General features: G+C 70.9%; 22 protein-coding genes and 5 tRNA genes. 12 read left to right on the plus strand and 15 right to left on the minus strand.

The genetic code is table 11. The annotated features are described in order from the left end of the window. Positions 1-28 precede the first annotated feature (28 nt). Positions 29-745 carry an IclR family transcriptional regulator NdgR gene (gene ndgR, locus ACIPW5_RS20230; RefSeq protein ID WP_007266782.1) on the plus strand — a complete coding sequence of 239 codons (717 nt, stop codon included), beginning with the start codon at positions 29-31 and terminating at the stop codon, positions 743-745. A 180-nt stretch (positions 746-925) separates the two neighbouring features. Here ndgR and ACIPW5_RS20235 read toward each other — a convergent pair. The 9 genes from ACIPW5_RS20235 to ACIPW5_RS20275 form a co-directional block, all read right to left on the minus strand. Continuing rightward, positions 926-998, minus strand: a tRNA-Glu gene (locus ACIPW5_RS20235). Between the two features lie 21 nt (positions 999-1,019). Beyond that, a tRNA-Gln gene (locus ACIPW5_RS20240) sits at positions 1,020-1,091 on the minus strand. A 22-nt stretch (positions 1,092-1,113) separates the two neighbouring features. Then, a tRNA-Glu gene (locus ACIPW5_RS20245) sits at positions 1,114-1,189 on the minus strand. Positions 1,190-1,250: 61 nt separating this feature from the next. Continuing rightward, a tRNA-Glu gene (locus tag ACIPW5_RS20250) sits at positions 1,251-1,323 on the minus strand. A gap of 27 nt (positions 1,324-1,350) precedes the next feature. Continuing rightward, positions 1,351-1,422 (minus strand) — tRNA-Gln (locus ACIPW5_RS20255). An 88-nt stretch (positions 1,423-1,510) separates the two neighbouring features. Beyond that, positions 1,511-2,239, minus strand: coding sequence for an HAD family hydrolase (locus tag ACIPW5_RS20260; protein WP_401246556.1), 729 nt, complete (start codon positions 2,237-2,239; stop codon positions 1,511-1,513). Positions 2,240-2,386: 147 nt separating this feature from the next. Next, a complete protein-coding gene (gene gltX / locus ACIPW5_RS20265; protein WP_401246558.1) occupies positions 2,387-3,862 on the minus strand; it encodes a glutamate--tRNA ligase in 1,476 nt (491 codons plus the stop codon). Then, on the minus strand, positions 3,855-4,643 hold the full coding sequence (locus ACIPW5_RS20270; RefSeq protein WP_385769168.1) for a fumarylacetoacetate hydrolase family protein: 789 nt from the start codon (positions 4,641-4,643) through the stop codon (positions 3,855-3,857). Before ACIPW5_RS20270 ends, gltX begins: the two co-directional genes overlap by 8 nt. A 111-nt stretch (positions 4,644-4,754) precedes the next feature. Then, entirely contained in the window at positions 4,755-4,949 is a 195-nt protein-coding gene (locus ACIPW5_RS20275; protein ID WP_401246561.1) for a hypothetical protein, read from the minus strand. A gap of 579 nt (positions 4,950-5,528) precedes the next feature. On the opposite strand from ACIPW5_RS20275, the gene ACIPW5_RS20280 reads away from it, so the two are divergent. The 8 genes from ACIPW5_RS20280 to ACIPW5_RS20315 all read left to right on the plus strand — a co-directional run bounded on the left by ACIPW5_RS20280 (position 5,529) and on the right by ACIPW5_RS20315 (position 15,886). Continuing rightward, the gene (locus tag ACIPW5_RS20280; protein WP_401246564.1) at positions 5,529-9,215 is read left to right on the plus strand and encodes a nitrate- and nitrite sensing domain-containing protein; all 3,687 of its coding nucleotides are present in this window, start codon (positions 5,529-5,531) and stop codon (positions 9,213-9,215) included. A 9-nt stretch (positions 9,216-9,224) separates the two neighbouring features. Further along, the gene (locus tag ACIPW5_RS20285) at positions 9,225-9,638 is read left to right on the plus strand and encodes a roadblock/LC7 domain-containing protein (RefSeq protein ID WP_007266776.1); all 414 of its coding nucleotides are present in this window, start codon (positions 9,225-9,227) and stop codon (positions 9,636-9,638) included. A 149-nt stretch (positions 9,639-9,787) separates the two neighbouring features. Next, positions 9,788-10,180: a DUF742 domain-containing protein gene (locus ACIPW5_RS20290; protein WP_073911140.1), complete on the plus strand. Its 393-nt coding sequence runs from the start codon at positions 9,788-9,790 to the stop codon at positions 10,178-10,180. Next, a complete protein-coding gene (locus tag ACIPW5_RS20295) occupies positions 10,161-10,745 on the plus strand; it encodes a GTP-binding protein (protein WP_401246567.1) in 585 nt (194 codons plus the stop codon). Before ACIPW5_RS20290 ends, ACIPW5_RS20295 begins: the two co-directional genes overlap by 20 nt. Positions 10,746-11,039: 294 nt before the next feature. Beyond that, complete coding sequence (locus tag ACIPW5_RS20300) at positions 11,040-14,255, plus strand: nitrate- and nitrite sensing domain-containing protein (RefSeq protein WP_401246569.1); 3,216 nt, start codon at positions 11,040-11,042, stop codon at positions 14,253-14,255. 10 nt (positions 14,256-14,265) lie between these two features. Further along, positions 14,266-14,679: a roadblock/LC7 domain-containing protein gene (locus ACIPW5_RS20305; protein ID WP_079431971.1), complete on the plus strand. Its 414-nt coding sequence runs from the start codon at positions 14,266-14,268 to the stop codon at positions 14,677-14,679. A gap of 93 nt (positions 14,680-14,772) precedes the next feature. Continuing rightward, complete coding sequence (locus tag ACIPW5_RS20310) at positions 14,773-15,321, plus strand: DUF742 domain-containing protein (RefSeq protein ID WP_401246571.1); 549 nt, start codon at positions 14,773-14,775, stop codon at positions 15,319-15,321. Further along, complete coding sequence (locus ACIPW5_RS20315) at positions 15,302-15,886, plus strand: ATP/GTP-binding protein (RefSeq protein WP_007266770.1); 585 nt, start codon at positions 15,302-15,304, stop codon at positions 15,884-15,886. Before ACIPW5_RS20310 ends, ACIPW5_RS20315 begins: the two co-directional genes overlap by 20 nt. A gap of 155 nt (positions 15,887-16,041) precedes the next feature. Here ACIPW5_RS20315 and ACIPW5_RS20320 read toward each other — a convergent pair whose 3' ends face one another. Then, positions 16,042-16,242, minus strand: a complete 201-nt coding sequence (locus ACIPW5_RS20320) for an acyl-CoA carboxylase subunit epsilon (protein WP_401246573.1) — start codon at positions 16,240-16,242, stop codon at positions 16,042-16,044. Between the two features lie 25 nt (positions 16,243-16,267). Then, positions 16,268-17,851 carry an acyl-CoA carboxylase subunit beta gene (locus ACIPW5_RS20325; protein WP_401246576.1) on the minus strand — a complete coding sequence of 528 codons (1,584 nt, stop codon included), beginning with the start codon at positions 17,849-17,851 and terminating at the stop codon, positions 16,268-16,270. Positions 17,852-18,103: 252 nt separating this feature from the next. On the opposite strand from ACIPW5_RS20325, the gene ACIPW5_RS20330 reads away from it, so the two are divergent. After that, a complete protein-coding gene (locus ACIPW5_RS20330; RefSeq protein WP_401246579.1) occupies positions 18,104-18,727 on the plus strand; it encodes a YceI family protein in 624 nt (207 codons plus the stop codon). Between the two features lie 28 nt (positions 18,728-18,755). Here the strand turns inward: ACIPW5_RS20330 and ACIPW5_RS20335 are convergent, their stop codons facing one another. The 4 genes from ACIPW5_RS20335 to ACIPW5_RS20350 form a co-directional block, all read right to left on the minus strand. Continuing rightward, positions 18,756-20,138, minus strand: coding sequence for a hypothetical protein (locus ACIPW5_RS20335; protein WP_401246582.1), 1,383 nt, complete (start codon positions 20,136-20,138; stop codon positions 18,756-18,758). 231 nt (positions 20,139-20,369) lie between these two features. Further along, positions 20,370-21,992 carry a citramalate synthase gene (gene cimA / locus ACIPW5_RS20340; protein WP_401246584.1) on the minus strand — a complete coding sequence of 541 codons (1,623 nt, stop codon included), beginning with the start codon at positions 21,990-21,992 and terminating at the stop codon, positions 20,370-20,372. Between the two features lie 334 nt (positions 21,993-22,326). After that, complete coding sequence (locus ACIPW5_RS20345) at positions 22,327-22,941, minus strand: TetR/AcrR family transcriptional regulator (RefSeq protein ID WP_401246586.1); 615 nt, start codon at positions 22,939-22,941, stop codon at positions 22,327-22,329. Between the two features lie 29 nt (positions 22,942-22,970). Further along, complete coding sequence (locus ACIPW5_RS20350) at positions 22,971-24,020, minus strand: agmatine/peptidylarginine deiminase (protein WP_401246588.1); 1,050 nt, start codon at positions 24,018-24,020, stop codon at positions 22,971-22,973. 228 nt (positions 24,021-24,248) lie between these two features. Between ACIPW5_RS20350 and ACIPW5_RS20355 the strand changes: the two genes are divergently transcribed. Both ACIPW5_RS20355 and ACIPW5_RS20360 read left to right on the plus strand, forming a co-directional pair. Then, complete coding sequence (locus ACIPW5_RS20355; protein WP_401246591.1) at positions 24,249-25,679, plus strand: cytosine permease; 1,431 nt, start codon at positions 24,249-24,251, stop codon at positions 25,677-25,679. 35 nt (positions 25,680-25,714) lie between these two features. Next, a complete protein-coding gene (locus tag ACIPW5_RS20360; protein WP_401246593.1) occupies positions 25,715-25,870 on the plus strand; it encodes a hypothetical protein in 156 nt (51 codons plus the stop codon). The last annotated feature ends 2 nt before the right edge of the window (positions 25,871-25,872 follow it).

Raw genomic sequence — 25,872 nt, forward strand, 5'->3', positions numbered from 1 at the left:
TCACAGTGTGAGACGTGAATATCGTTTCATGGACAACTCTAGCGGCGTCGGCGTTCTCGACAAGGCAGCTCTGGTACTGAGCGCACTGGAGTCCGGTCCGGCCACCCTCGCCGGGCTGGTCGCGGCGACAGGGCTCGCACGACCCACGGCACACCGGCTGGCCGTGGCACTGGAACACCACCGGATGGTGGCGAGGGACATGCAGGGCCGGTTCATCCTCGGCCCGCGGCTGGCAGAGCTTGCCGCCGCGGCCGGCGAGGACCGCCTGCTGGCGACGGCCGGACCGGTGCTCACGCACCTCCGTGACGTGACGGGCGAGAGCGCGCAGCTCTACCGCCGTCAGGGAGACATGCGCATCTGCGTGGCGGCCGCCGAGCGGCTGTCGGGCCTGCGGGACACCGTCCCCGTGGGCTCCACCCTCCCGATGAAGGCGGGGTCGGCCGCGCAGATCCTGATGGCCTGGGAGGAGCCCGAGCGACTCCACCGCGGCCTGCAGGGCGCGCGTTTCACGGCCACGGCCCTGTCCGGCGTGCGCCGCCGCGGCTGGGCCCAGTCGATCGGCGAGCGGGAGCCCGGCGTGGCGTCCGTCTCGGCGCCCGTACGGGGCCCCTCGAACCGCGTCGTGGCCTCCGTGTCGGTCTCCGGGCCGATCGAGCGCCTGACCCGCCACCCGGGGCGCATGCACGCCCAGGCCGTCATCGACGCGGCCGCCCGCCTGACGGAAGCCCTGCGCCGCTCCGGCTGACCCCCTCCCCGGTCGGGGACCTCATCCATCCACCCCCGGGCCCGGGGGCGCGTACGACGCCGCACACGTCCGAACTCGCGCCTCCGGGCCCGTACTTGCATCCCGGCACGGTCCGGCCGGCACGGTCCCGGACACGCGAAAGAGGCCCTCCGCGATGATCGCGGAGGGCCTCTCCTCTTGTACCCCCGACCGGATTCGAACCGGCGCTACCGCCTTGAGAGGGCGGCGTGCTAGGCCGCTACACAACGGGGGCTAGCTTTACTGCGGTACTGCGCTGGGCTACCAGGACTCGAACCTAGAATAAGGGAACCAGAAACCCTCGTGTTGCCAATTACACTATAGCCCAATGGTCTAGACCTGCCAGACCTTGGTACCCCCGACCGGATTCGAACCGGCGCTACCGCCTTGAGAGGGCGGCGTGCTAGGCCGCTACACAACGGGGGCCCTAGCGATCCTGCATCAAGATCTCCGGGTGCGACCCTGGAGATCCCGCGGGAAGGATCTGTACCCCCGACCGGATTCGAACCGGCGCTACCGCCTTGAGAGGGCGGCGTGCTAGGCCGCTACACAACGGGGGCAAAGCACTGCGTTACTGCTGCACTGCGCTGGGCTACCAGGACTCGAACCTAGAATAAGGGAACCAGAAACCCTCGTGTTGCCAATTACACTATAGCCCACCGAACTTCAAGACCCTGAGGGCCTTTCGTTTGGTTAGCGCCTGTGGTTTCCGGCCTTTCGGCCCGTTCCCCCGGCGCAGAAAGAACATTACCGGATGCCTGACCGTGCTCCAAAACGGGTATCCGCGGCCAGCAGCTCGGGCAGCCGGTCGAGCCCCTCGATCCTGTGTACGCCTGCGGGACCCGGCCCCCTGCCGCCCTCCCGGTCGAGCCAGACGGCCGTCAGCCCCGCGTCCCGCGCGCCGCGCGCGTCGATCTCCGGCTGGTCCCCCACGTACGCGACCTGGGCCGGAGGCAGCGCCAGCGCCTCGCAGGCGGCCAGGAAGGCGGCGGCGTCGGGCTTGCTCACCCCCAGCTCCGCGGCGCACACCAGCACCTCGAAGCGGTCGCGCAGTCCGAGGTGGCGCAGCTTGGGGTCCTGGTTGGCGGCGGAGGAGTTGGAGAGCACCCCGTGCCGGTGGGTGTCGGCGAGGGCGTCCAGGACCGGCAGGACGTCGGGGAAGAGCGCCCAGGCGGCCTTGTAGTGCTCGACGTAGCGGTCGAACCAGGCGTCGGCCTGCGGGGCCGTCATGGCGGGTCTGCCGAGGAAGTCCCGCACCCGGTCCTGCCGCTGGCCCTGGAAGGTGACCTCACCGGCGGAGAAGCGGGCCCAGTTCAGTTCGGTGATCCTGCGCCAGAGGGCCAGGGCCTCGTGCGGGGACCCGTAGCGCTCTCCGAGCCCCTCGTCGCGCAGGTGGGCGGCCAGGCCGGCCGCATCGGCCCCCGTGTAGTCGAACAGGGTGTCGTCGATGTCCCACAGCACTGCGCGGATCGGCATACGGGCGAGCCTACGCCGCCGGCGCGCCGCGTGCGGGGCCGTCGGCGAAGTCCGTGCGGGGCGCGTCACGGAGCGGGCCGGGAAGACCGCGGGAACGCCGTGGGGGCGGCAGCCGGGTCGGCTGCCGCCCCCACGGGGTGGTGCGGGTCAGGCGGAGAGCTTCGCCAGGGCCGCGTCGATGCGCGCCAGCGAGCGCTCCTTGCCCAGGATCTCCAGGGACTCGAAGAGCGGCAGGCCGACGGTGCGGCCGGTGACGGCCACGCGCACCGGGGCCTGGGCCTTGCCGAGCTTGAGGCCGTGGGCCTCGCCGGCGGCCAGGACCGCGTTCTTCAGGGACTCGGGGTCGTTCCAGTCGGCGGCGTCGAGCTTCTCGCGGGCCGTGGTGAGCAGGGCCGCGGGCTCGCCCTTCATCGCCTTGTCCCAGGACGCCTGGTCCTCGACGGGCTCCTTCAGGAAGAGGAAGTCCACGTTCGCGGTGATGTCCGAGAGGACGGTCACCCGGGTCTGGGCGTGCGGGGCGATCCGGGCCCAGGCCTCGGCGTCGAAGTCCTCGGGCGCCCAGTTGGCGTGCGGGGCGCGCAGCCACGGCTCGCAGGCGTCCGCGAAGGCCTTGGGGTCCATACGGCGGATGTGGTCGGCGTTGATCGCCTCGGCCTTCTTCAGGTCGAAGCGGGCCGGGTTGGCGTTGACGCCGTCGATGTCGAACTTCGCCACCATCTCCTCGATCGAGAAGATGTCCTGGTCCTTGGAGAAGGACCAGCCGAGGAGCGAGAGGTAGTTCAGCAGGCCCTCAGGGAGGAAGCCGCGCTGGCGGTAGAGGTTGAGCGAGGACTCGGGGTCGCGCTTGGAGAGCTTCTTGTTGCCCTCGCCCATCACGTACGGCAGGTGGCCGAACTGCGGGGTCGCCTTGGCGACGCCCAGCTCGGTCAGCGCCTTGTAGAGGGCGATCTGGCGGGGGGTGGAGGACAGCAGGTCCTCGCCGCGCAGGACGTGCGTGATCTCCATCAGCGCGTCGTCGACCGGGTTGACGAGCGTGTACAGCGGGGCGCCGTTCGCGCGGACGATGCCGAAGTCGGGCACGTTCTCCGGGGTGAAGGAGAGCTCGCCGCGGACCAGGTCCGTGAAGGTGATGGTCTCGTCGGGCATCCGGAAGCGGACGATCGAGGTGCGGCCCTCGGCCTCGTACGCGCTCTTCTGCTCGGCGGTCAGGTCGCGGCACTGGCCGTCGTAGCCGGAGGGCTTGCCGGCCGCGCGGGCGGCGTCGCGGCGCGCGTCGAGCTCCTCGGTGGTGCAGTAGCAGTGGTAGGCGTAGCCGCCGTCCTGGAGCTTCTGCGCGACGTCCTGGTAGATGTCCATGCGCTGGGACTGGCGGTACGGGGCGTGCGGGCCGCCGACCTCGGGGCCCTCGTCCCAGGTGAAGCCGAGCCACTTCAGCGAGTCGAGGAGCTGCTCGTACGACTCCTCGGAGTCGCGGGCCGCGTCGGTGTCCTCGATGCGGAAGACGAACGTACCGCCGTGGTGGCGGGCGAACGCCCAGTTGAAGAGGGCGGTGCGGACCAGGCCCACGTGGGGGTTGCCGGTCGGGGAGGGACAGAAACGTACGCGGACGTTCGCGTTAGCCACGCTTGATCACCTTGTTGGTGAGAGTGCCGATGCCTTCGATGGTGACGGCGACCTCGTCGCCGACGTTGAGGGGGCCGACTCCGGCCGGGGTCCCCGTGAGGATGACGTCGCCCGGGAGCAGCGTCATGGCCTCGCTGATGTGCACGACCAGGTCCTCGATGGAGCGGACCATGTCACTGGTGCGGCCGAGCTGGCGCTGTTCGCCGTTGACGGTGCACTGGATGGTCAGGTCGCCCGGGTCCAGGTCGGTCTCGATCCAGGGGCCGAGCGGGCAGGCGCTGTCGAAGCCCTTGGCCCGGGCCCACTGCTTCTCGCGCTGCTGGACGTCGCGGGCGGTGACGTCGTTGGCGCAGGTGTAGCCGAGGATCACGTCCTTCACCCGCTCCTTCGGGACCTCTCGGCACATGCGACCGATGACCACGGCGAGCTCCGCCTCGTGGTGCACGTCCTGGGAGAAGGAGGGGTAGACGATCGGGTCGCCCGGGCCGACCACGGAGGTGGAGGGCTTGAAGAAGGTGATCGGGGCGTCCGGGACCTCGTTCCCGAGCTCCGCCGCGTGCTCCGCGTAGTTGCGGCCGATGGCCACGACCTTGTTCGGGAGCACGGGCGGCAGCAGCCGGACCTTGCTCAGCGGGACCTTCGTGCCGGAGAGCTCGAAGTCCGCGAACGGGATGCCCTTGATGATGTCGAGGACGAGCTCACCTTCGGCGCCGGGGGCAGTGCTGCCCTCGACCGCGCCGAACGCGACATTGCCGTCGATCGAGAACCTGGCGATGCGCACGTGTTGCGTCTGCCCCTCTGTATTTCCGCTGGCTGGAGTCTGCGGACTCCAGGCTAACGCGGTGGGCGCCGACGCTCCGCGCTCCTTTACGGAGCCACTACTGCGGAGGGACTACTGTGCCGCGGCGACCGGGGCGACCGGGGCGTCCATGAGGACGGTGCGGCGGGGGTTCGCGGTCTGGCCCGGCAGCTCGACGGAGTGCTCCGGGACGGCCGGGGCCGCCTGCAGGTCCTCTGCGTCCTTCAGGTGCGCGAGGGTGGTGCGGCGGGGGTTGGCTATGTTGCGGAACAGCATCGTCGTCTTCATCGGAGTCTCGGGCCCTCGGGTCGCTTCGTGGGATGAGGGTTGTCGGATGCGCCGGATGTGGCGCCAACCCTTTAACAGGCAAGGCTAAACATCCGAATCCCCGTCTGAACCGGTAAGTAATGGCCACACTCGTGTGAGTTTGCTCACCAGCGACCGGGCAATCCGGGCATAACAGGCGGTCAATTCCGCCTGCCGAAACGGACATTGCGCCACTGAATGCGCCATTCCGCTCCTGATCATCTCGACTGGGACACCTTGCCAGACCGAAGCTTTGATTGACGTAAGTCCGATTCCTCCCCATAGTGCCTCCACGTCGCGTAGCCCCCCTGTCACAAGCCGTGACGGGCTCGCCGGGGCAACACGCGCACCTTGTTGGAGATCCCCCACTGTGCTGGAATTCGCGGGACCGCCGCGGGTACCAGCCGGCGCGCAGGTGGCGCAAGAGAGCGCCGCGCGCGGTGGCAATGGAGAGGGAGACGCGCCGGTCACCGACGACCACCACCGGGCCGTCAGTGCCCCACGACTCGACACCGTTCCGCCGTTCACCCGGCGGGGCCTGGTCCAGAGGTTGCGACGCTAGTGCAGGGACGATTCAAGAGGGATGGCAGCGCTGCGGCGGAGCAGGAGCCGCGCGGCGGGACCGACCGTGGCTCCTCACCCCAGCACGCCCAGAACCGCGGGCCGGCTGTCGAAGGAGCCGGCCCCGACACCTCCTCGGTGAAGGCGAAGGGCCGCGGCAGGTCAGGCAAGGCCGGGAAGCCCGGCAAGGCCGTCAAGCCGGGCAGGTCCAAGGGCAAGGCCGAGTCACCCGCGACCGACGAGGCGATACCGAAGGCCCCGCCCGGGCCCGGTTCCCGCCTCGCCATGCAGAACTGGCGCATCAGCACGCGACTCGTGTCGCTGCTGACCCTGCCCGTCGTCGCCGCCACCTCGCTCGGTGGCTTCCGCATCAACGACTCGCTCGAGGACATCCAGCAGCTGGAGCACATGCAGCTGCTGACGGTCATGACCCGCCAGGCGACCAGCCTCGCCGCCATGCTCCAGGAGGAGCGGGACAAGTCGGCCGGTCCGATGTCGCTCACCAAGGACGGCAAGGCCAACAGCCTCGTCGAGGGTGTGCGCGACCAGACCGACGCCGCCGCCAAGGCCTTCGCCGCCGCGACCGACAAGGTCGACAACGCGGAGGACAAGGACGAGACCCTCAAGTCGATCCGCAACAACATCCTGCAGATCGGCCGCCAGCTCACCGGCATCGAGGACATCCGCAAGAAGGCGTACCAGAACGGCGCCCAGCAGACCGTCACCGAGTACAACGCGCTGATCGTCTCGCTGCTCTCGCTCTCGCAGGACATGGCGCAGGCCACCTCGAACCCCGAGATGATCAAGCGCACCCGCGCCCTGGCCGCGTTCTCCTCCGCCAAGGAGTACGCGTCCATCCAGCGCGCGATCATCGCCGCCTCGCTCCCCGAGAGCGGCGACAAGCAGGGCAAGCTGGAGGAGAACGACCGTCTCTACGCCCTCTCCGCCCTCCGCGGTGAGAGCCAGGCGAAGAAGACCTTCGAGCTCGTCTACCAGGGCAAGCCCGAGGAGCTCCTCAGCTCCCTCGGCGACGGCAACTCCGAGATCGGCAGCGCCGACCACTACGCCCGCCGCGTGCTCAGCACCCAGGGACAGTTCGTCAAGGAGAAGAACCGGTCCTGGATGGACTGGTACGACGCCGACGACACCAAGCTCCGCGCGATGCAGCAGATCGAGCTCTCGCTCCTGGAGGACATGGAGCAGAAGGCCCGCGAGCTCAAGAACGAGTCGCAGCAGGACGCCATCATCAACGGTGCCCTGATCCTCCTCGTCCTCGGCGTCTCCCTCATCGGCGCCTTCGTCATGGCCCGGTCCATGATCCGCTCGCTGCGCCGCCTGCAGGACACCGCGACGCGCGTCGCCCAGGACCGTCTGCCCGAGCTCGTCAAGCAGCTCTCCGAGTCGGACCCGCAGGACGTGGACACCTCCGTGGAGTCCGTCGGCCTGCACACCCGCGACGAGATCGGCCAGGTGGCCGCGGCCTTCGACGACGTGCACCGCGAGGCCGTCCGCCTCGCCGCCGAGCAGGCCCTCCTCCGGGGCAACGTCAACGCGATGTTCACCAACCTCTCGCGCCGCTCCCAGGGCCTCATCCAGCGCCAGCTGTCGCTCATCTCCGAACTGGAGTCGCGCGAGGCCGACCCGGACCAGCTCTCCTCGCTCTTCAAGCTCGACCACCTCGCGACCCGCATGCGCCGTAACGGCGAAAACCTCCTCGTCCTCGCGGGCGAGGAGCCGGGCCGCCGGTGGACCCGCCCCGTCCCGCTCGTCGACGTGCTCCGCGCCGCCGCGTCCGAGGTGGAGCAGTACGAGCGCATCGAACTGGCGGCGGTGCCCGGCACCGATGTCGCCGGCCGCGTCGTCAACGACCTCGTGCACCTCCTCGCCGAGCTGCTGGAGAACGCCACCTCGTTCTCCTCCCCGCAGACCAAGGTCAAGGTCACCGGTCACGCGCTGCCCGACGGCCGCGTGCTCGTCGAGATCCACGACACCGGCATCGGCCTCTCCCCCGAGGACCTCGCCGCGATCAACGAGCGGCTCGCGTCGCCGCCCACCGTGGACGTCTCGGTGTCCCGTCGAATGGGTCTGTTCGTGGTCGGCCGCCTGTCCCTGCGACACGGCATCCGCATCCAGCTGCGCCCGTCCGACTCGGGCGGTACGACCGCCCTCGTCATGCTTCCGGTGGACGTCGCCCAGGGCGGCAAGAAGCCGGGTCCGATGCCGGGCCAGGGTGGTCCGGGCGGTCCCGGCGGTGCTCCCGGCGCCCCCGGTGTCCCGGGTGCCCCCGGCGGCCAGCAGGCTTCCGTGCCCGGCGCGGGCGCGCGTCCCCCCGTGGGCGCCGGCCAGCAGCGCGGCCAGGTCGCCGGCGGCGGCCAGCGCGCCGCCCTGCCGGGACGCGACGGCGGCCCCGGCCAGCAGCAGCGCCCGCAGGGCCAGGGCCCCCGTCCGCAGGGCGGTCCCTCCGCCCCGACGGGCCAGTCTCAGGGCCAGGGTGCCTTCGGCGGCGGTGCCCCGCTGCCGTCCCGCGGCCAGAACGGCGGCCCGCAGGCGCGGCCGGCCGGCGGTCCCGGCGGCTTCCCGCAGCAGGGCGGTGCCCAGGGCGGGTTCGCCCAGCAGGGCAACGGCTTCGAGCGGCCGCAGCCGCCGCAGGGCCAGGGCCAGGGCCAGCAGCCCCAGCAGGGCCGGCCCCAGCAGCAGCCCGGTGCCCCCGTCAAGCGCAGGCGGCCGCAGCTGCCGTCGCGCGACGGCGGCGCCCCCCGTCCGGAGCTTCCGGGCGCGGGCGGTCCGGCGGCTCCGGTCCCGACGCCGGCTCCGGCTCCGGCTCCGGCTCCGCAGAGCACCAGCTGGGGCGTCACCTCCCAGGGCGGCCACGAGGTCCCGCGCGGCCACGACGAGCTGTCCGGCCCCGGCTCCACGGCCGAGTTCGCCCGGCCCGACTTCAACGCCCCGTACCCGCAGGGCGGCAGCACCGGCCAGTTCGAGCGCCCGCAGCCCGCGGGCCCGCTGGACGCCGGCTCCACCGGCCAGTTCGCCCGCCCGGGCGGCCCCGGCGTCGGCGGCTACGCCGAGCAGCCGCAGGCGCAGCAGCCCGGCGGCTACGCTCCGGCCCCGCGGGCCGAGGCCCCGAGCCTCCCGCAGGCGTACCAGCCGGAGGCCCTGCCGCCGGCTCCGGCGCAGCCGCTGGACTCGAACTGGTCCCAGCAGGGCGGGCAGCTGCCCGGCGGGCAGGGACCGGGCGTACCCCAGCAGCCGTACCAGCCCCAGCAGGCGGCCCCGGCCGCTCCGGCTCCGCACCAGCGCCCGCAGCAGCAGCCGCTGCCGCAGCGCGGCCAGGAGCTCCCGGCCGAGCCCGCCGCGGCGGTCACCGGCAGCACGCCGACGGTCAGCTGGAAGGCGTCCCCGAACGACGAGCTGATGCGGCAGGCCGAGCGCGTGCGCCAGCCCGCGGCCGGCGGGATCACCACCTCGGGTCTGCCCCGCCGGGTGCCGCGTGCGAACCTCGTGGCGGGTACCGCCCAGCAGCAGTCGGAGACACAGGCCGGTCCTCAGGTCTCGCGTGCTCCGGACGACGTCCGCGGCCGTCTCACCAACCTCCGTCGCGGTATCCAGCAGGGCCGCCAGGCCGGCACCACCGGCCCCGCGACCGGCAGTTACCACATCGACCCCACTTACCAGCAGGAGCGATAGTTGAGTTCGATGAGCCAGGCGGCACAGAACCTGAACTGGTTGATCACCAACTTCGTGGACAACACCCCCGGGGTGTCCCACACCGTGGTGGTCTCCGCCGACGGACTCCTTCTGGCGATGTCCGAAGGATTCCCCCGTGACCGCGCCGATCAGCTGGCGGCCGTGGCCTCCGGCCTGACCTCGCTGACCGCCGGTGCCTCCCGGATCTTCGAGGGCGGCGCCGTCAACCAGACCGTCGTGGAGATGGACCGCGGGTTCCTCTTCCTGATGTCCGTCTCCGACGGATCCTCGCTGGCCGTGCTCGCGCACCCCGAATGCGACATCGGCCTCGTCGGCTACGAAATGGCCCTCCTCGTGGACCGCGCGGGCAACGTCCTCACCCCGGACCTGCGCGCGGAGCTCCAGGGAAGCCTGCTCATCTGACACCCCCCTCCCCGGCCGGACGGTACTTCCGGCCGGGGGGACCGGGTCCGCACACCCGGAATCCAGTACCCCCGACAGGCCGTCATGTCCCCCCACCGGCCGCCCTGTCAGACGGCACGCTGACCACTGCTGTCCAGCCCGGAGGATCAATGACCCCGCCCCCCGCCTACCCCGACGCGTACGGTGATTCGTACTCGGAAGGCGATCAGCCGCTCGTCCGCCCGTACGCGATGACCGGCGGCCGGACCCGTCCGCGCTACCAGCTCGCCATCGAGGCCCTGGTCAGCACGACGGCCGACCCGATGCACATGTCCGGCCTGCTGCCGGAACACCAGCGCATCTGCACCCTGTGCCGCGAGGTGAAGTCGGTCGCGGAGGTCTCCGCGCTGCTTTCGATGCCGCTCGGCGTCGCCCGCATCCTCGTGGCCGACCTGGCGGAAGCCGGCATGGTGGCCATCCACCAGCCGGGCAATGGAGAGGCCGGCGGAACGCCGGATGTAACGCTGCTCGAGAGGGTTCTCAGTGGACTTCGCAAGCTCTGACGGTGGGGCGGCTCCGCGCTCCACCACCTCCGCGAAGATCGTGGTGGCGGGCGGCTTCGGCGTGGGCAAGACCACGTTCGTCGGCGCGGTCTCCGAGATCAATCCGCTGAGAACCGAGGCCGTGATGACGTCCGCGAGCGCGGGCATCGACGACCTCACGCACACCGGTGACAAGACGACCACCACGGTCGCCATGGACTTCGGCCGCATCACCCTGGACCAGGACCTGATCCTGTACCTCTTCGGTACCCCCGGACAGGACCGCTTCTGGTTCATGTGGGACGACCTCGTACGCGGCGCCATCGGCGCCGTCGTCCTCGTCGACACCCGCCGCCTCGCCGACTGCTTCCCCGCCGTCGACTACTTCGAAAACTCGGGCCTCCCCTTCGTCATCGCCCTCAACGGCTTCGACGGACACCAGCCCTACACCCCCGAAGAAGTCCGCGAGGCCCTCCAGATCGGCCCCGACGCCCCCATCATCACCACCGACGCCCGCCACCGCGGGGACGCCAAGAGCGCACTCATCACGCTCGTGGAGCACGCCCTCATGGCCCGGCTCAAGTAGGACGCACGAACAAGGCAAATGCGCCGGGGCGGGCTGTGTTCTCGAACACGGCCCGCCCCTCGTGTTCATAACGTTTCGACAGTGAATTACCGTCGGACGGACACAGCGTGCGTTCGGCCGGTGCCGCTGCGCGCACGACCGGTCCCATTTTTGCCGCAGCTCGCTCTTTATGTCCGTTTTATGCGGGGCGCTAGGTTCTGGGAATGGCCGGATTCAACTGTTTGGAACACGGCGCTTAACCGTGCTGGAATTCAACGAACCAGCTAGTAGCACCGCCGAGAGGTTGTTGGTCGAGTGAGGCGAAGCAACTCGAGCCCCGCGGATGAACCCGCGCGGGGCAACTTCACCCCGCCGCCGCGCGCGGCCATGTCGCCCGTCGACGTGCCCGTGGAACCATCCACGAGCAGCGGAAGCACCAGCAGGCTCTCCCCCCGCAACTGGCGGGTGGCCACCAAGCTGAACGCCATCCTCATGGTTCCCGTCCTCGTCGGACTGGTCATGGGCGGCTTCCAGGTGAAGGGCTCGGTCGACAGCTGGAACGAGGCCAAGGACGCCGAGAAGACCGCCCGGATCGTCCAGGCCGCGGCCGAATACGGCCAGGCCCTCCTGAACGAGCGCGACCTGACGGCGGAGCCCCTCCTCAAGGGCGACCGCAACAACGACGGTGTGGCGAAGGCCTACGCGGCCACGGACGCGGCCAAGGCCAAGTTCGCCCAGGCCGTGAAGGACCTCCCCTCCAAGCAGGGCCTCGAACGCCGCCTCGAACTCTTCCGCCAGGAGGAGCCGAAGCTGGAGCAGGTCCGCAAGACGGCCTACGCCGTCCCGGAGACCCAGAAGAAGAACCTCCCCGCCTCGGCCGGCCCCATCCCGACCGAAGAGGGCTACGTGCTGGTCCAGCACTACCTCATGCAGTTCTCCAACGAACTGGGCCTGGGCACCGGAAACGTCACCAGCTACGGCCGCATGGTCTACGCGGTCGAGCTGGCCAAGGCCGCGAACTCGCTCCAGCGCTCCGTCGGCACGCACCTGCTGGTGCGCCCGAACGAGAACGAGGAAGTCCGCAAGGCCCAGCTCGTCGCCTTCTCCTCCTACGCCTACCTCGAAGAGATCGCCATCGGCGAGTACGTCGCCGCCGGCACCGACGAGGACACCAACCGGCTCAAGGAGGTCATGGGCAAGAAGTCCCAGGAGGGCGCCGCCAAGCTCGCCCAGGCCAAGCAGGCCGCCGAGCAGGCCGGCACTCCCTTCAAGGCTCCGCCCGTGGTGAACGGCTCCGCCCTCACCGGCATGACCGAGGCGATAGCCGGCGGCGAGAAGCCCACGAAGCTCGCCCTCAACGGCACCACCGCCCCCGCCTGGCAGGCTGCCGCCACCGCCAAGTTCGACGGCTACGCCGAGATCGAGAAGGACCTCCTCGACAAGGCCGTCAAGGACGCCGTCGCGGTCTCCGACAAGTCGCGCGGCGACGCCATCCTGACCGGCGCCATCGTGGTCGTGGCCCTGCTGGCCGCCTTCATCCTGGCCGCCATGATGGCCCGCCAGATGAGCCGCTCGATGCGCCGCCTGCGCGGCTCCGCCTTCGACATCGCCGAGCAGCGCCTGCCCACGCTCGTCGACCAGCTCTCGCGCACCGACCCGGGCAAGGTCGACACCCGCGTGGAGCCGATCCCGATCACCTCCCGCGACGAGATCGGCGAGGTGGCGCGCGCCTTCGACCAGGTCCACCGGGAAGCGGTCCGGCTCGCCGCCGAGCAGGCGCTCCTGCGAGGGAACGTCAACGCGATCTTCACGAACCTCTCCATGCGCAACCAGTCGCTGATCGAGGGCCAGCTGACCCTCATCACCGACCTGGAGAACAACGAGGCCGACCCGGACCAGCTGGAGAACCTCTTCCGCCTGGACCACCTGGCCACCCGTATGCGCCGCAACGGCGAGAACCTCCTCATCCTCGCGGGTGAGAACCCGGGCCGCCGCTGGGACCAGCCGGTGCCCCTGGTCGACGTGCTGCGCGCCGCCTCCTCCGAGGTGGAGCAGTACGAGCGCATCGAGCTCTCCGGCGTCTCCGAGGCCGAGATCCACGGCCAGGCCGTGACCGACCTCGTGCACCTGCTCGCCGAGCTCCTGGAGAACGCCACCACGTTCTCCTCCCCGCAGACCAAGGTCCGCGTCACCGCCACGCGTCTGCCCGACGGCCGCGTGATGGTCGAGATCCACGACAAGGGCATCGGCCTCACCGCCGAGGACTTCGCCGACATCAACCACAAGCTCGCCAACCCGCCGACCGTGGACGCCGCGATCTCGCAGCGCATGGGTCTGTTCGTGGTCGGCCGGCTGGCGGACCGCCACAGCATCCGCGTCCAGCTGCGCCCCTCGGGCGAGGCGGCCGGAACCACCTCGCTGGTCATGCTCCCCGACGCCATCACCCACGGTGGCGGTGGCGAGGGCATCCCGGACGACGACTTCACCGTCTCCTCGATCATTCCGCAGCAGCAGGCCCAGCAGGGCGCCCCGCTGCGGACCGCCGCCGAGCTCGGCTTCGACGACTCCGCCTACGACGCCCCGGGCGCCCAGGGCAGCGAGGCGAAGCCCGCGGCCGCGGTCGGCCGGCCCCTGGGCCGCGAGGAGCGCCGGGCGGCGCTGGAGGCGCAGCTCAACTTCCCGCAGGCACAGGCGCCGGAGCAGGAGCGGGAGCAGTACCCCGGTCCCGAGGCGCAGGAGTATCCGGAACCGCAGCCGGAGCACGGGTACCAGGAGTACCAGGGCTACGAGCAGCAGTCCGCGCAGGGCTACGAGGCTTCGTACGACTCCCAGCAGCAGCCGGGGGCCTACGAGACGTACCCGGAGCAGGGCTATGCGTATCCGGAGTCCGGCTATCAGGACGGGCAGCAGCCCGCCCAGGCGTACGACGGCGGCTACGAGGACCAGTCCCCGCAGGCGGAGTGGCCCGGTCAGAACACCTACCCGGGCTCCTACCAGCAGGATTACGGGACCGATTCGGAATCGCCCTCCGCTCCCGAACCGGCTCTGGACCGCGTAGGCTTCGACCGTCCGGGCGCCGCTGCCGACGCCGGTCACGAGTTGACCGGGGCGGGCCTGCCGCGACGCGGCAGCCAGCAGCAGTGGCAGCCGGCACAGCAGGAAGCGGAGTCCGCCGGATCCCTCTTCGAGCAGCGGCCGCAGCGACAGCAGCAGCCCGCCGAACCGAAGCAGGACCCGGCGGGGGCAGCAGCCGGCGAGGGCTGGCGCTCGACGAACGACGAGCGCTGGCAGCAGGCCGGCAAGCTCCGTGAGCCGAAGGCGGGCGGGGTCACCTCGTCCGGTCTCCCTCGGCGCGTGCCCAAGGCCAACCTGGTCGAGGGCGCTGCGGAGACGACCCCGCAGGGAGGTCCCCAGGTCTCCCGCGCCCCGGAGGACGTCCGCGGCAGGTTGAGCAACCTGCGGCGCGGTGTCCAGCAGGGCCGGAACGCGGGTTCCGAGCAGTCAAGTAACAGCTATGACCAGGAGCGTTAGTGTGAGCGCGATGAGCCAGGCGGCGCAGAACCTTAACTGGTTGATCACCAACTTCGTGGACAACACCCCCGGGGTGTCCCACACCGTGGTGGTCTCCGCCGACGGCCTTCTGCTGGCGATGTCCGACGGATTCCCGCGCGACCGCGCCGATCAGCTGGCGGCCGTGGCCTCCGGCCTGACCTCGCTGACCGCCGGTGCCTCCCGGATCTTCGAGGGCGGCGCCGTCAACCAGACCGTCGTGGAGATGGACCGCGGGTTCCTCTTCCTGATGTCCGTCTCCGACGGATCCTCGCTCGCGGTGCTCGCGCACCCCGAGTGCGACATCGGTCTCGTGGGCTACGAGATGGCCCTCCTCGTGGACCGCGCGGGCAACGTCCTCACTCCGGATCTCCGTGCGGAGCTCCAGGGCAGCCTTCTCAACTAGCAATCGGGCAGTGCGTTTCGCGTCATCGCACCGTAGGGTGCGGTGGCGCGGTTCCACAGGGAGTACTGCGTTCTTGGAGTCGGAGGAGGAAACGTGACAACACCCGGAGGACATCCTTATGGCGGCCAGCAGCCGCAGGGTGGGCACGACCAGAACCGCTTCAACTTCCCCTCCTCTCCCAGCCGGCCCGCGCCGGAGCACAACCCCTACGCCCAGCAGCCGTACGGCCAGCCCCAGCAGCCCCAGGCGCCTCACCGGCTTCCGCACCAGCCCCCCAGGGCGGCGCAGGCACCGAAGGCGCACAACCCGCTGGTGCGCCCGTACGCGATGACCGGCGGCCGTACCCGGCCGCGCTACCAGCTCGCCATCGAGGCGCTGGTCAGTACCACGGCGGACCCCGCGCGTCTGCAAGGGCAGTTGCCCGAGCACCAGCGCATCTGCCACCTGTGCCAGGAGATCAAATCCGTTGCGGAGATCTCGGCACTTCTCTCCATTCCTCTTGGTGTCGCCCGAATCCTCGTCGCCGACCTGGCGGAGGCGGGCCTTGTCGCCATTCACCAGCCCGGCGGCGACGAGTCTGCCGGCGGCCAGCCAGATGTGACACTGCTCGAAAGGGTGCTCAGTGGACTTCGCAAGCTCTAACGGCGGAGCGGCTCCGCGCTCCACCACCTCCGCGAAGATCGTGGTGGCGGGCGGCTTCGGCGTGGGCAAGACCACGTTCGTCGGCGCGGTCTCCGAGATCAACCCCCTGCGCACCGAAGCCGTCATGACCAGCGCCTCCGCTGGTATCGACGACCTCACCCACACCGGTGACAAGACGACCACCACGGTCGCCATGGACTTCGGCCGCATCACCCTGGACCAGGACCTGATCCTGTACCTCTTCGGTACCCCCGGACAGGACCGCTTCTGGTTCATGTGGGACGACCTCGTACGCGGCGCCATCGGCGCCGTCGTCCTCGTCGACACCCGCCGCCTCGCCGACTGCTTCCCCGCCGTCGACTACTTCGAGAACAGCGGCCTGCCCTTCGTCATCGCCCTCAACGGCTTCGACGGACACCAGCCCTACACCCCCGAAGAAGTCCGCGAGGCCCTCCAGATCGGCCCCGACGCCCCCATCATCACCACCGACGCCCGCCACCGCGCGGACGCCAAGAGCGCACTCATCACGCTCGTCGAGCACGCCCTCATGGCCCGGCTCCGGTAAGCAGAGCGGTACGAGGAAGGCCCCCGCGTCACGGACGCGGGGGCCTTCTCCGTACCCGGCACGTACCCGGCACGCGCCCGTCCCGGATGCGGGTACGCGGAAGGCCCCGCATCCGTTCGGGATGCGGGGCCTTCCGGGGTTCGTGCGCGAACGGCTCAGCCGCGCCAGCTGTGGGGGGCCTGGAAGCCCCGGCTGCGCTCCAGGCGGCGCCAGCCGGCCGGGGAACGGCGGGTGGCGGCGGCCTCGTCCGGAGTGGCGGCGGCTCGGGCCAGGAGGATCGCGGTGATCGCGGCCAGCTCCTCGGGCTCGGCGTTGCCCTTCTCGACCTTCAGCAGGGTGTCGGTGGCGGTGCTCATCGTTGGCAGGTCTCCTCGGCGTCGTTTACTGCGGCGGGTTGCCGTGCTTGCGCGACGGCAGGTCGGCGTGCTTGGTGCGGAGCATCGCGAGGGCGCTGACGAGCACCCCGCGGGTCTCGGCGGGGTCGATGACGTCGTCGACGAGGCCACGCTCGGCCGCGTAGTACGGGTGCATCAGCTCGGCCTTGTATTCCTTGACCATCCGGGCCCGCATCGCCTCGGGGTCCTCGGCGTCCGCGATCTGCTTGCGGAAGATCACGTTGGCGGCGCCCTCGGCGCCCATGACGGCGATCTCGTTGGTGGGCCAGGCGTAGGTGAGGTCGGCGCCGATGGACTGGGAGTCCATGACGATGTACGCGCCGCCGTAGGCCTTGCGCAGGATCAGCGAGATCCGCGGCACGGTGGCGTTGCAGTACGCGTACAGCAGCTTGGCGCCGTGGCGGATGATGCCGCCGTGCTCCTGGTCGACGCCGGGCAGGAAGCCGGGGACGTCCAGCAGGGTGACGATCGGGATGTTGAACGCGTCGCACATCTGGACGAAGCGCGCGGCCTTCTCGGACGCGTGGATGTCCAGCACGCCGGCCAGGTGGCCGGGCTGGTTGGCGACGATGCCGACGACCTGGCCGTCGAGGCGGGCCAGGGCGCAGATGATGTTGCGCGCCCAGCGCTCGTGGATCTCCAGGACGTCGCCGTCGTCGACGAGCTCCTCGATGACCTTGAGCATGTCGTAGGGGCGGTTGCCGTCGGCGGGGACCAGGTCCAGCAGGACGTCCGAGCGCCGGTCGGCGGGGTCGGTGTTCTCGTGGACCGGGGGGTTCTCGCGGTTGTTGGAGGGGAGCATCGTGATGAGGTACCGGACCTCGGCGATGCAGGTCTCCTCGTCGTCGTACGCGAAGTGCGCGACGCCGGAGGTCTCGGCGTGCACGTCCGCGCCGCCGAGGCCGTTCTGGGTGATCTCCTCGCCGGTCACCGCGCGGACGACGTCCGGGCCGGTGATGAACATCTGCGAGGTGTCCCGGACCATGAACACGAAGTCCGTCAGGGCCGGGGAGTACGCGGCGCCGCCGGCGCACGGGCCGAGCATGACCGAGATCTGCGGGATGACGCCCGAGGCCTTGGTGTTGCGCTGGAAGATGCCGCCGTAGCCGGCGAGGGCGGAGACGCCCTCCTGGATGCGGGCGCCGGCGCCGTCGTTGAGGGAGACCAGCGGGGCACCGGCCGCGATGGCCATGTCCATGATCTTGTGGATCTTCGTGGCGTGGGCCTCGCCCAGCGCGCCGCCGAAGATGCGGAAGTCGTGTGCGTAGACGAAGACCGTGCGGCCCTCGACCGTGCCCCAGCCGGTGATGACACCGTCGGTGTAGGGCTTCTTGGCCTCCAGACCGAAACCGGTCGCCCGGTGCCGGCGGAGCTGCTCGACCTCCCTGAAGGAACCTTCGTCGAGCAGGAGCGCGATGCGCTCGCGAGCGGTCAGCTTGCCCTTGGCGTGCTGCGCCTCGGTCGCGCGGTCACTGGGGCCGCGCCGGGCCTCCTCGCGGAGGGAGTGCAGCTCAGCCACGCGCCCGCGGGCGTCCGTCGGCTCGCTCGAAGTCTGGTCCACAACGGTCATGTACCGACCTTACGAAGCGCGGCCATCAAAACCCTCCGTTGGTTCTACACAGTCTCGGGCCCCGTCCGCTGTGCGGCCCGGACAGAACCTCCGAAGGATGCATGGACTCCCCCAGCAGGGACCTTCGGCCTTTGTGGAGGTCCCACAAAATGACGGACACCCCACCCAAGAAGTTGAAACTTGAACGGAATGGGTCTAGCGTCCTTCTTGTTGAAAGTTGAACCAAACCGCAGAACTCCCCAGGAGCACGTCATGGGCCTCTTCTCCCGCCGCAGCAGCCAGACCGCCGCCCCCGCCCCGCAGGGCACGGTCGCCACCCTCCCCGTCGACCCGGCGCTCGCCGCCCTCACCGGCGCGTACGCGATCGACCCCGCGCACAGCAGCATCGGCTTCACCGTCCGCCACGCCATGGTGACCAACGTCCGCGGGAGCTTCGCCCAGCACGAGGGCACCCTCCACCTGGACGGCAGCGACCCGTCGCGCTCCACCGCCTCCATCGACGTGCAGATCGCCTCGGTCTCCACCGGCATCGCCGACCGCGACGCCCACCTGCTGGGCAGCGACTTCTTCGACGCCGAGCTCTTCCCCCTGATGACCTTCCGCTCCACCTCGGCGGCGCAGCTGGGCGGCGACACGTACCGCATCACCGGCGAGCTGACGATCAAGGACGTCACGCGCCCGCTCTCCATCGACCTGGAGTTCGCCGGCTCCGCCACGGACGTCTACGGCAGCGAGCGCGTCGGCTTCGAGGGCTCCGCCGAGATCCTGCGCTCCGACTGGGGCCTCACCTGGAACGCGGCCCTGGAGGCGGGCGGCGTGATGGTCAGCGACAAGGTGAAGCTGACCTTCGACATCTCGGCGGTCAAGCAGGCCTGATCCGGCCCGCGCGGCACCCCGGGGGCGGCTACCAGCCGCCCCCGCCGTCGAACCCGCCGCCCCCGTCGAAACCGCCACCGCCGCCGAAGTCCCCGCCGCCGAAGTCGGACGGGTTGAAGTCGGCGCCGGAGACGTCCCCGCCCTCGAAGCCGCCACCGTCGTAGCCGCCGTACCCGCCGCCGAAGTCCGAGGCGTACGCGGGGGTGGCCATCATCGAACCCAGCATCGTGCCCACCAGCAGCCCGGGCAGCATCCCGCCGCCGAAGTACCCGCCGGCCCAGGGGCCGTACGCGGGGCCCGCGTCGTAGTAGGGGCGCCGGCCGTGCTCCGTGTCGACGGTGCGCACCTGCGGGTCCAGCCCGTCGCGCAGCCGTACGGCGTCCGCCGCGCAGACCGGGACCGTACGGGCCGCCCCGCCCGCCGGGGCCCAGGCGGCGTCCTCGGTGCTCGGCCCGTGCCGGGGGTCGAAGAAGCAGGGCGCGCGGCGCTCGGGCAGCGGCCGGCCCTGGCGGCGTGCGTCGAGGCTGGCCAGGGCGAACCGGCCGTCCTCCAGCGCCTGGGTCACCCCCTGCACCTCGTGGGGCTCGCGCACCGAGGCCATGATCCGCTTGGCCTTCTCGTAGGAGTCGAGGCCCTTCTCGTAGTCCGCGCGCATGGCGTCGTCGGCGCCGGGCTCGCCGGGGTGGAAGTCGAGGCGTTCGAGTTCCTCGCCGAAGGCGGTGATGTCCTCGTCCACGACCACGCCCAGCCGGGCGATCGCCTCGCGCCGGGCCTCTTCCTTCTTCTTCCGGTTCCGCTTGACCAGCAGGTAGGTCCCGCCGCCGCCGGCGAGCACGACGGCGCCGAGCGCGATCATCGCTCCGGCCGAGGAGCCGCCGCCGTCGGAGGAGCCGGCGGTGCCCCAGGAGGCGGGGGCCTTGCCCTTCATCTGCGGGAGGGCCTGGTCGACGAAGTTGCCCAGCTCGGTGGCGGCGTCCACCGGCCCGCCCGCCTTCACCGCGTCGGTGAGGTTGCGGACGGCGTTGTTCGGCATGACGGACCGGTCGGCCCCGGCGTTGAAGCCGTCGCCGAGCCGGATGGCGTACAGGCCGGTGATCCCGGTCTCCGTGCGGACGGTGCGCAGCACGCTGTCGGCGGGGAAGGCCGGGGTGGCGGGCAGGACGGCGACGAAGAGCGGCTTTCCGGCGGCCTTGATCTTCGCGGCGAGGGCGTCGGCCTGGGCCGGCGACAGCTGCGCGGCGGCGCCGGGGTCCACGTAGACCGGGCCCTTCTTGAGCGCCTCGGCCACGGCGGCGGTGCCCCCGTCGGCGGCGACGGCCTGCGGAGCCGCCCCGAGCACACCGACGCCGAGCGCCAGGAGCAGACCGGACAGCGCCGATCCCATGCGTACGGATATCAGCCTGGTCCTCATACCGACGACGCTACCCGAACCGGTCATTTCCTGTGTAAGCAGGACATAAGGCTGCTCCCACTCCGGCCTTACCCGCACCGTCTACGCTCCCGGCGGGGGGGTGGGCCGATGCGGCGCGCATGGGCGGCAGGAGCGCCCGGGTGTCGGGCCGGCCCACCGCCGAAGGGCCGGCCCCGGCGGACCGGAGCTCCGGATGGACGGCACGGTCGACGGGCCCGACCGCCGCCGGGACTACTCGGCCGGTTCGACGCCCGCGTGCAGGAGGCCGTAGGTGTAGGCGTCCTCCAGGGCCTGCCAGGAGGCGGCGATGACGTTGGGGGCGACGCCGACCGTGTTCCACTCGCGGGTGCCGTCCGTCGTGGAGATCAGGACGCGGGTCGTGGACTCCGTGCCGTGCTTGCCCTCCAGGATGCGGACCTTGTAGTCCACCAGCTCGAACTTGGCCAGCTGCGGGTAGAAGCGTTCGAGGGCGACGCGCAGGGCGCGGTCCAGGGCGTTGACCGGGCCGTTGCCCTCGGCCGTGGCGACGATCCGCTCGCCCTTGGCCCACAGCTTGACCGTGGCCTCGTTGGCGTGGGTGCCGTCGGGGCGGTCCTCGACGATGGCCCGCCAGGACTCCACGCGGAAGTACTTGCGCGCCCGGCCCTCGGCCTCGGCGCGCAGCAGCAGCTCGAAGGAGGCGTCGGCGGCCTCGTACGTGTAGCCCGCCAGCTCGCGCTCCTTGACCCGCTCGACCACGCGGGCGATCAGCGCGCGGTCCCCGCCGAGGTCGACGCCGAGCTCCTTGCCCTTGAGCTCGATGGAGGCCCGGCCGGCCATGTCGGAGACCAGCATGCGCATGGTGTTGCCGACGCGCTCGGGGTCGATGTGCTGGTACAGGTCGGGGTCGACCTTGATCGCCGAGGCGTGCAGGCCGGCCTTGTGCGCGAAGGCGGAGACGCCGACGTACGGCTGGTGGGTGGAGGGGGTGAGGTTGACGACCTCGGCGATGGCGTGGGAGATGCGGGTCATCTCGGCGAGCGCGCCCTCGGGGAGGACCGTGCGGCCGTACTTGATCTCCAGGGCGGCGACGACCGGGAAGAGGTTGGCGTTGCCGACGCGCTCGCCGTAGCCGTTGGCGGTGCACTGGACGTGCGTGGCGCCCGCGTCGACGGCGGCCAGGGTGTTGGCGACGGCGCAGCCCGTGTCGTCCTGGGCGTGGATGCCGAGCCGGGCCCCGGTGTCGGCCAGCACGGTCGAGACGACCGCGGTGATCTGGGCCGGGAGCATGCCGCCGTTGGTGTCGCAGAGGATGACCACGTCGGCGCCGGCCTCGTGGGCGGTGCGGACGACGGACTTGGCGTACTCGGCGTTGGCGCGGTAGCCGTCGAAGAAGTGCTCGCAGTCGACGAAGACCCGGCGGCCCTGGGCGACGAGGTGGGAGACGGTGTCGCGGACCATCTCCAGGTTCTCTTCGAGGGTGGTGCGGAGCGCGAGCTCGACGTGCCGGTCGTGGGACTTGGCGACGAGGGTGATGACCGGCGCACCGGACTCCAGCAGGGCGCGCACCTGCGGGTCGGAGGCGGCGTCGCCGCCGGCCCGGCGGGTGGCTCCGAAGGCGACGAGCCGGGCGTTCTTGAAGTCGATCTCGGCGCGGGCGCGGGCGAAGAACTCGGTGTCGCGCGGGTTGGCGCCGGGCCAGCCGCCCTCGATGAAGCCGACTCCGAACTCGTCCAGGTGCCGCGCGATGGTCAGCTTGTCCGCGACCGTGAGGTTGATGCCCTCACGCTGGGCTCCGTCGCGCAGGGTGGTGTCGAAGACGTGGAAGGCGTCGTCGAGGGCCGCTGTCGGCTGGGTCGCCTCTGTCGTCGTCATGCTGATCTGACTCCTGTCGGATGAGTGGTTCCGGAGACCGGGGATCCACTGCCCCCATCATCGCGCGCTGCCCGGTTCCGGCATGTTTCTGCCCTTGGAAACGAAAAGACCCCTCGCGGGTGCGAGAGGTCTGCGCGCGGGTCTGAGGCACGGTGGCCGCTGCCGCGGAGGTCGTCCACGTTTTCAGCGGTCACAGAGGACCGGCGCGCTGCTGTCCATAATCATGAGCCGAGCAGACACGCTCGCAGTGTGTCACACGGCCCGTCGCCGGTGGACGCCGGTCTCAGCATGCGGGCACCTGCCGTCCGCCAGGCGGCCGACGACGGCCGAGCGCCTAGCCTGCGAGGGTTTCGGCGAGGAACTCCGAGACGTGTTCCAGGATGTCCCCGCGCCCTATGCCGGGCAGGCCCACGGCGACCTGGATGCTGAAGCCGTCGAGCAGGGCCCGCAGCCTGGAGGCGAAGCGGTCGGGGTCCACCGCGCGGAACTCGCCGCGCGAGACGCCCTCGGCGAGCAGGGCGACCAGGTCGCGGTGCCAGGCGCCCTCGATGGCGGCCTGCCGTTCGCGTTCCTGGGGGCCGGCGTTCTGGGACCGGTTCCAGACCTCCAGCCACAGGGTCCAGTGCGGGTCCCGGGCGCCGTCGGGCACGTACAGGTCCACGTACGCGGCCACGCGCTCGCGCGCCGAGCCGGGGCGGGCCAGCAGGGCCCGCCGCTCGGTGCCGAGGGCGGCCTCGCTCCACTCCAGGGTCTGCAGCAGGAGCTCGTCCTTGCTGCCGAAGTAGTAGAGGAGGTGGCCGCTGCTCATGCCGACCTGGCGGCCCAGGCCGGCCATGGTCAGGCCGTCCAGTCCGCGCTCGGCGATCGTGGCCATGGCGGCGGCGAGTACGTCCTCGCGCGGGGGCGCGTTCCTGCGCGCCGCCCGTACCGGTACTCCACCCGCCACCATGGGCACTCCTTCACGAGGTCCGCCTCGGGTCAGACCTTCGGCTGCTGCTGGGTGATGCAGTGGATACCGCCACCCCCGGCGAAAATCGTACGTGCGTCGACGAGGGTCACGGTCCGCTCGGGGAAGAGTCCGCGGAAGATCTCGGCGGCCTCCTCGTCGCGCGGGTCGTCGAAGGAGCACAGGACCACGCCCCCGTTGCAGAGGTAGTGGTTGATGTACGAGTAGTCCACCCACTCGCCGTCCTCCTCCAGCACGGTCGGCGCGGGGATCTCCACGACCTCCAGCAGCCGGCCCTGCGCGTCGGTGGAGGAGCGCAGGATGGCGGCGATGGTCTTGCAGCGCTCGTGGTCCGGGTGGGCCGGGTCGGGCTGGGTGTGGACCATGACCACGCCGGGCCGGGCGAAGGCTGCGACGATGTCCACGTGGCCCTGGGTTCCGTAGGTGCCGTAGTCGCCGGCCAGGCCGTAGGGCAGCCAGATGGCCTTGGTGGTGCCGAGGTGGGCGTGGATCTCCTCCTCGACCTGCTGGCGGGTCCAGCCGGGGTTGCGGCCCTCGCCGAGCTGCACGGTGTCGGTGAGGAGCACGGTGCCCTCGCCGTCCACGTGGATGGCGCCGCCCTCGTTCACCAGGCGGGTGCTGTAGGTGCGGGTGCCGACCACGTCGGAGACGTGCCGGGCGATCTTCGAGTCGTGGTCCCAGCGGGCCCACTCCTGGGCGCCCCAGCCGTTGAAGGTCCAGTCGACGGCGGCCAGTTCACCGGCGTCGTTGGTGACGAACGTCGGGCCGATGTCGCGCATCCAGGCGTCGTCGAGCTCCTGCTCGACGAGCTGGACGTCGTCGCCGACGATCGCCCGGGCGCTCTCGGCGTCCCCGGGGGAGACGACGAGGGTCACCGGCTCGTAGGTGCGTACGGCGCGGGCGACGGCGCCCCAGGCCTGTCGGGCCTCGGCGAGCTCCTGCTCGTTGGTGAAGGTGGGGTTGGGGCTGGGCCAGGCCATCCAGGTGCGCTCGTGCGGGGTCCACTCGGCGGGCATCCGGAAGCCGTCGGCCGCGGGCTTGGCGGCGGGCTGTGCAGTCATGGCGGGTGTCCTTAGGGCTGGCAGGAGGTACGGGCGTTCGAGGGGAACCGGGCCGACATGCACAGCCGCACGCCGATCCACCACCTTTTGCGTCGATGGGTTAGAGCATCACTCTAACTGTTCATTTCCTCGCAATGAAGCATTGACCCGGGGCCAGGGCTTAGGTCACATTGAATGCCGCTCAAACGAATGCGCAACCACCCCCCGCCCTGCCAAGGGAGTCCCCCCATGCCCATCGAACAGCGCGGAGTCGACACCATCCCGGAGGAGGAGCGGACCAGCAGCCCCCGTGACCTGATCTCGATCCTCCTCGGCTCCAACCTCTGCCTCGGCGTGATCGTCTTCGGCTGGCTCCCCCCGTCCTTCGGACTCGGGCTGCTGCCTTCCGTCACAGCCATCGTGACCGGCACCCTCGTCGGCATCGCCTTCACCGCGCCGCTCGCGCTGGTGTCCCTGCGCACGGCCACCAACCTGTCCACCTCCAGCGGCGCCCAGTTCGGCGTACGGGGGCGGCTGGTCGGCTCCGTGGTCGGCCTGCTGCTCTCCCTCGGCTACACCGCCCTCACCCTGTGGATCGGCGGCGACGTGATGGCGGGGACCCTGGCCCGGCTCACCGGGCTGCCCGACACCGGCCTCACCCGGGCCGTGATGTACGGCGTGCTCGCCGCGTGCACCGTCGTCGCAGCCGTCTTCGGCTACCGGCTGCTGCTGCGCATGAGCAAGGTGCTCTCCGTCGCCATGGTGGTGCTGCTGGCCGTCGGCGTCATCGCCTACGCCCCGGACTTCACCGCCGCCGCCCCGCCGGACACCGCGTACCTGCTCGGCTCCTTCTGGCCGACCTGGCTGCTGGCCGCCGTCGCCGCCGGTCTCAGCGGGCCCGTCGCGTTCATCACCCTGCTCGGCGACTACACCCGGTACGTCTCCCCCCGCCGCCACGGCTCCCGCAAGGTCTTCTGGGCCACCTGCCTCGGACTGGTGGTCGGCCTGCTCGTACCGCAGCTGTTCGGCACCTACACCGCCCTCGCCGCCCGCGCCGGGGCCGACTACGCCGGGCCGCTCGTGGCGGCCGCGCCGTTCTGGTACCTGGTCCCGCTGCTCGTCGCCGCGGCGGCCGGCTCGGTGGGCAACGCCGGGCTGATGCTCTACTCCATGGGCCTCGACCTGGACGCCATCCTGCCGAAGGCCACCCGTACGAAGGCCACCGTGATCGCCGCGGCCGTGGCCACCGCGTTCGTCTTCTTCGGCTCCTTCGAGTGGGACGTTCAGTCCGCGATGACCTCCTTCGTGCTCCTGCTCACCGCGATCGGCACCCCGTGGGCCGTGATCACCCTGATCGGCTTCGTGCGCTGCCGCGGGGTCTACGACGCCGATGCCCTCCAGGTGTTCAACCGTCGGGCCCGCGGCGGCGTCTACTGGTACAGCGGCGGCTGGAACCTCCGCGCCACCGCCTCCTGGGCGGCCGGTGCGGTCACGGGACTGGCGGCCGTGTCGACCCCGGTGTACGAGGGCCCTCTGCTGGCGCTCACCGGCGGGGTGGACTGTAGTTTCATCCTGTCGGGGCTGGTCGGGGGCGTGGTCTACACCGCGCTGACCATCCGGCCGCAGGCGGCACCGGCCGCCGGCCCGGCACCGGAAGCAGTGATGGCGGCGGCCGACTAGGACAGGGGCCGCCGCGTACGACACGGGGAGGCGTCGTGGAGGAACTCGCATACGTGGCGAGCAAGATCATCAAGGGGGTCGCGGGCCTGGCCTACGCGTTCGGCGACGCCCTCGTCGGACTCGGCCCGGAGGGCTCGGGCAAGGAGCGCAAGGACAAGAAGGACAAGGGAGAGGCGGACGGGGAGCGCTGACC

The sequence above is a fragment of the Streptomyces sp. NPDC090077 genome, assembly GCF_044747545.1.
Taxonomy (GTDB): domain Bacteria; phylum Actinomycetota; class Actinomycetes; order Streptomycetales; family Streptomycetaceae; genus Streptomyces.

What these genes read in the sequence shown, in the direction of transcription:
- ACIPW5_RS20335 (WP_401246582.1), bottom strand. Translation starts at nt 20,138, where the DNA reads ATGAGGACCAGGCTGATATCCGTACGCATGGGATCGGCGCTGTCCGGT.
- ACIPW5_RS20330 (WP_401246579.1), top strand. Translation starts at nt 18,104, where the DNA reads ATGGGCCTCTTCTCCCGCCGCAGCAGCCAGACCGCCGCCCCCGCCCCG.
- ACIPW5_RS20320 (WP_401246573.1), bottom strand. Translation starts at nt 16,242, where the DNA reads ATGAGCACCGCCACCGACACCCTGCTGAAGGTCGAGAAGGGCAACGCC.
- ACIPW5_RS20355 (WP_401246591.1), top strand. Translation starts at nt 24,249, where the DNA reads ATGCCCATCGAACAGCGCGGAGTCGACACCATCCCGGAGGAGGAGCGG.
- ACIPW5_RS20285 (WP_007266776.1), top strand. Translation starts at nt 9,225, where the DNA reads ATGAGCCAGGCGGCACAGAACCTGAACTGGTTGATCACCAACTTCGTG.
- ACIPW5_RS20290 (WP_073911140.1), top strand. Translation starts at nt 9,788, where the DNA reads ATGACCCCGCCCCCCGCCTACCCCGACGCGTACGGTGATTCGTACTCG.
- cimA (WP_401246584.1), bottom strand. Translation starts at nt 21,992, where the DNA reads ATGACGACGACAGAGGCGACCCAGCCGACAGCGGCCCTCGACGACGCC.
- ndgR (WP_007266782.1), top strand. Translation starts at nt 29, where the DNA reads ATGGACAACTCTAGCGGCGTCGGCGTTCTCGACAAGGCAGCTCTGGTA.
- ACIPW5_RS20350 (WP_401246588.1), bottom strand. Translation starts at nt 24,020, where the DNA reads ATGACTGCACAGCCCGCCGCCAAGCCCGCGGCCGACGGCTTCCGGATG.
- ACIPW5_RS20325 (WP_401246576.1), bottom strand. Translation starts at nt 17,851, where the DNA reads ATGACCGTTGTGGACCAGACTTCGAGCGAGCCGACGGACGCCCGCGGG.
- ACIPW5_RS20275 (WP_401246561.1), bottom strand. Translation starts at nt 4,949, where the DNA reads ATGAAGACGACGATGCTGTTCCGCAACATAGCCAACCCCCGCCGCACC.
- ACIPW5_RS20305 (WP_079431971.1), top strand. Translation starts at nt 14,266, where the DNA reads ATGAGCCAGGCGGCGCAGAACCTTAACTGGTTGATCACCAACTTCGTG.
- ACIPW5_RS20345 (WP_401246586.1), bottom strand. Translation starts at nt 22,941, where the DNA reads ATGGTGGCGGGTGGAGTACCGGTACGGGCGGCGCGCAGGAACGCGCCC.
- ACIPW5_RS20260 (WP_401246556.1), bottom strand. Translation starts at nt 2,239, where the DNA reads ATGCCGATCCGCGCAGTGCTGTGGGACATCGACGACACCCTGTTCGAC.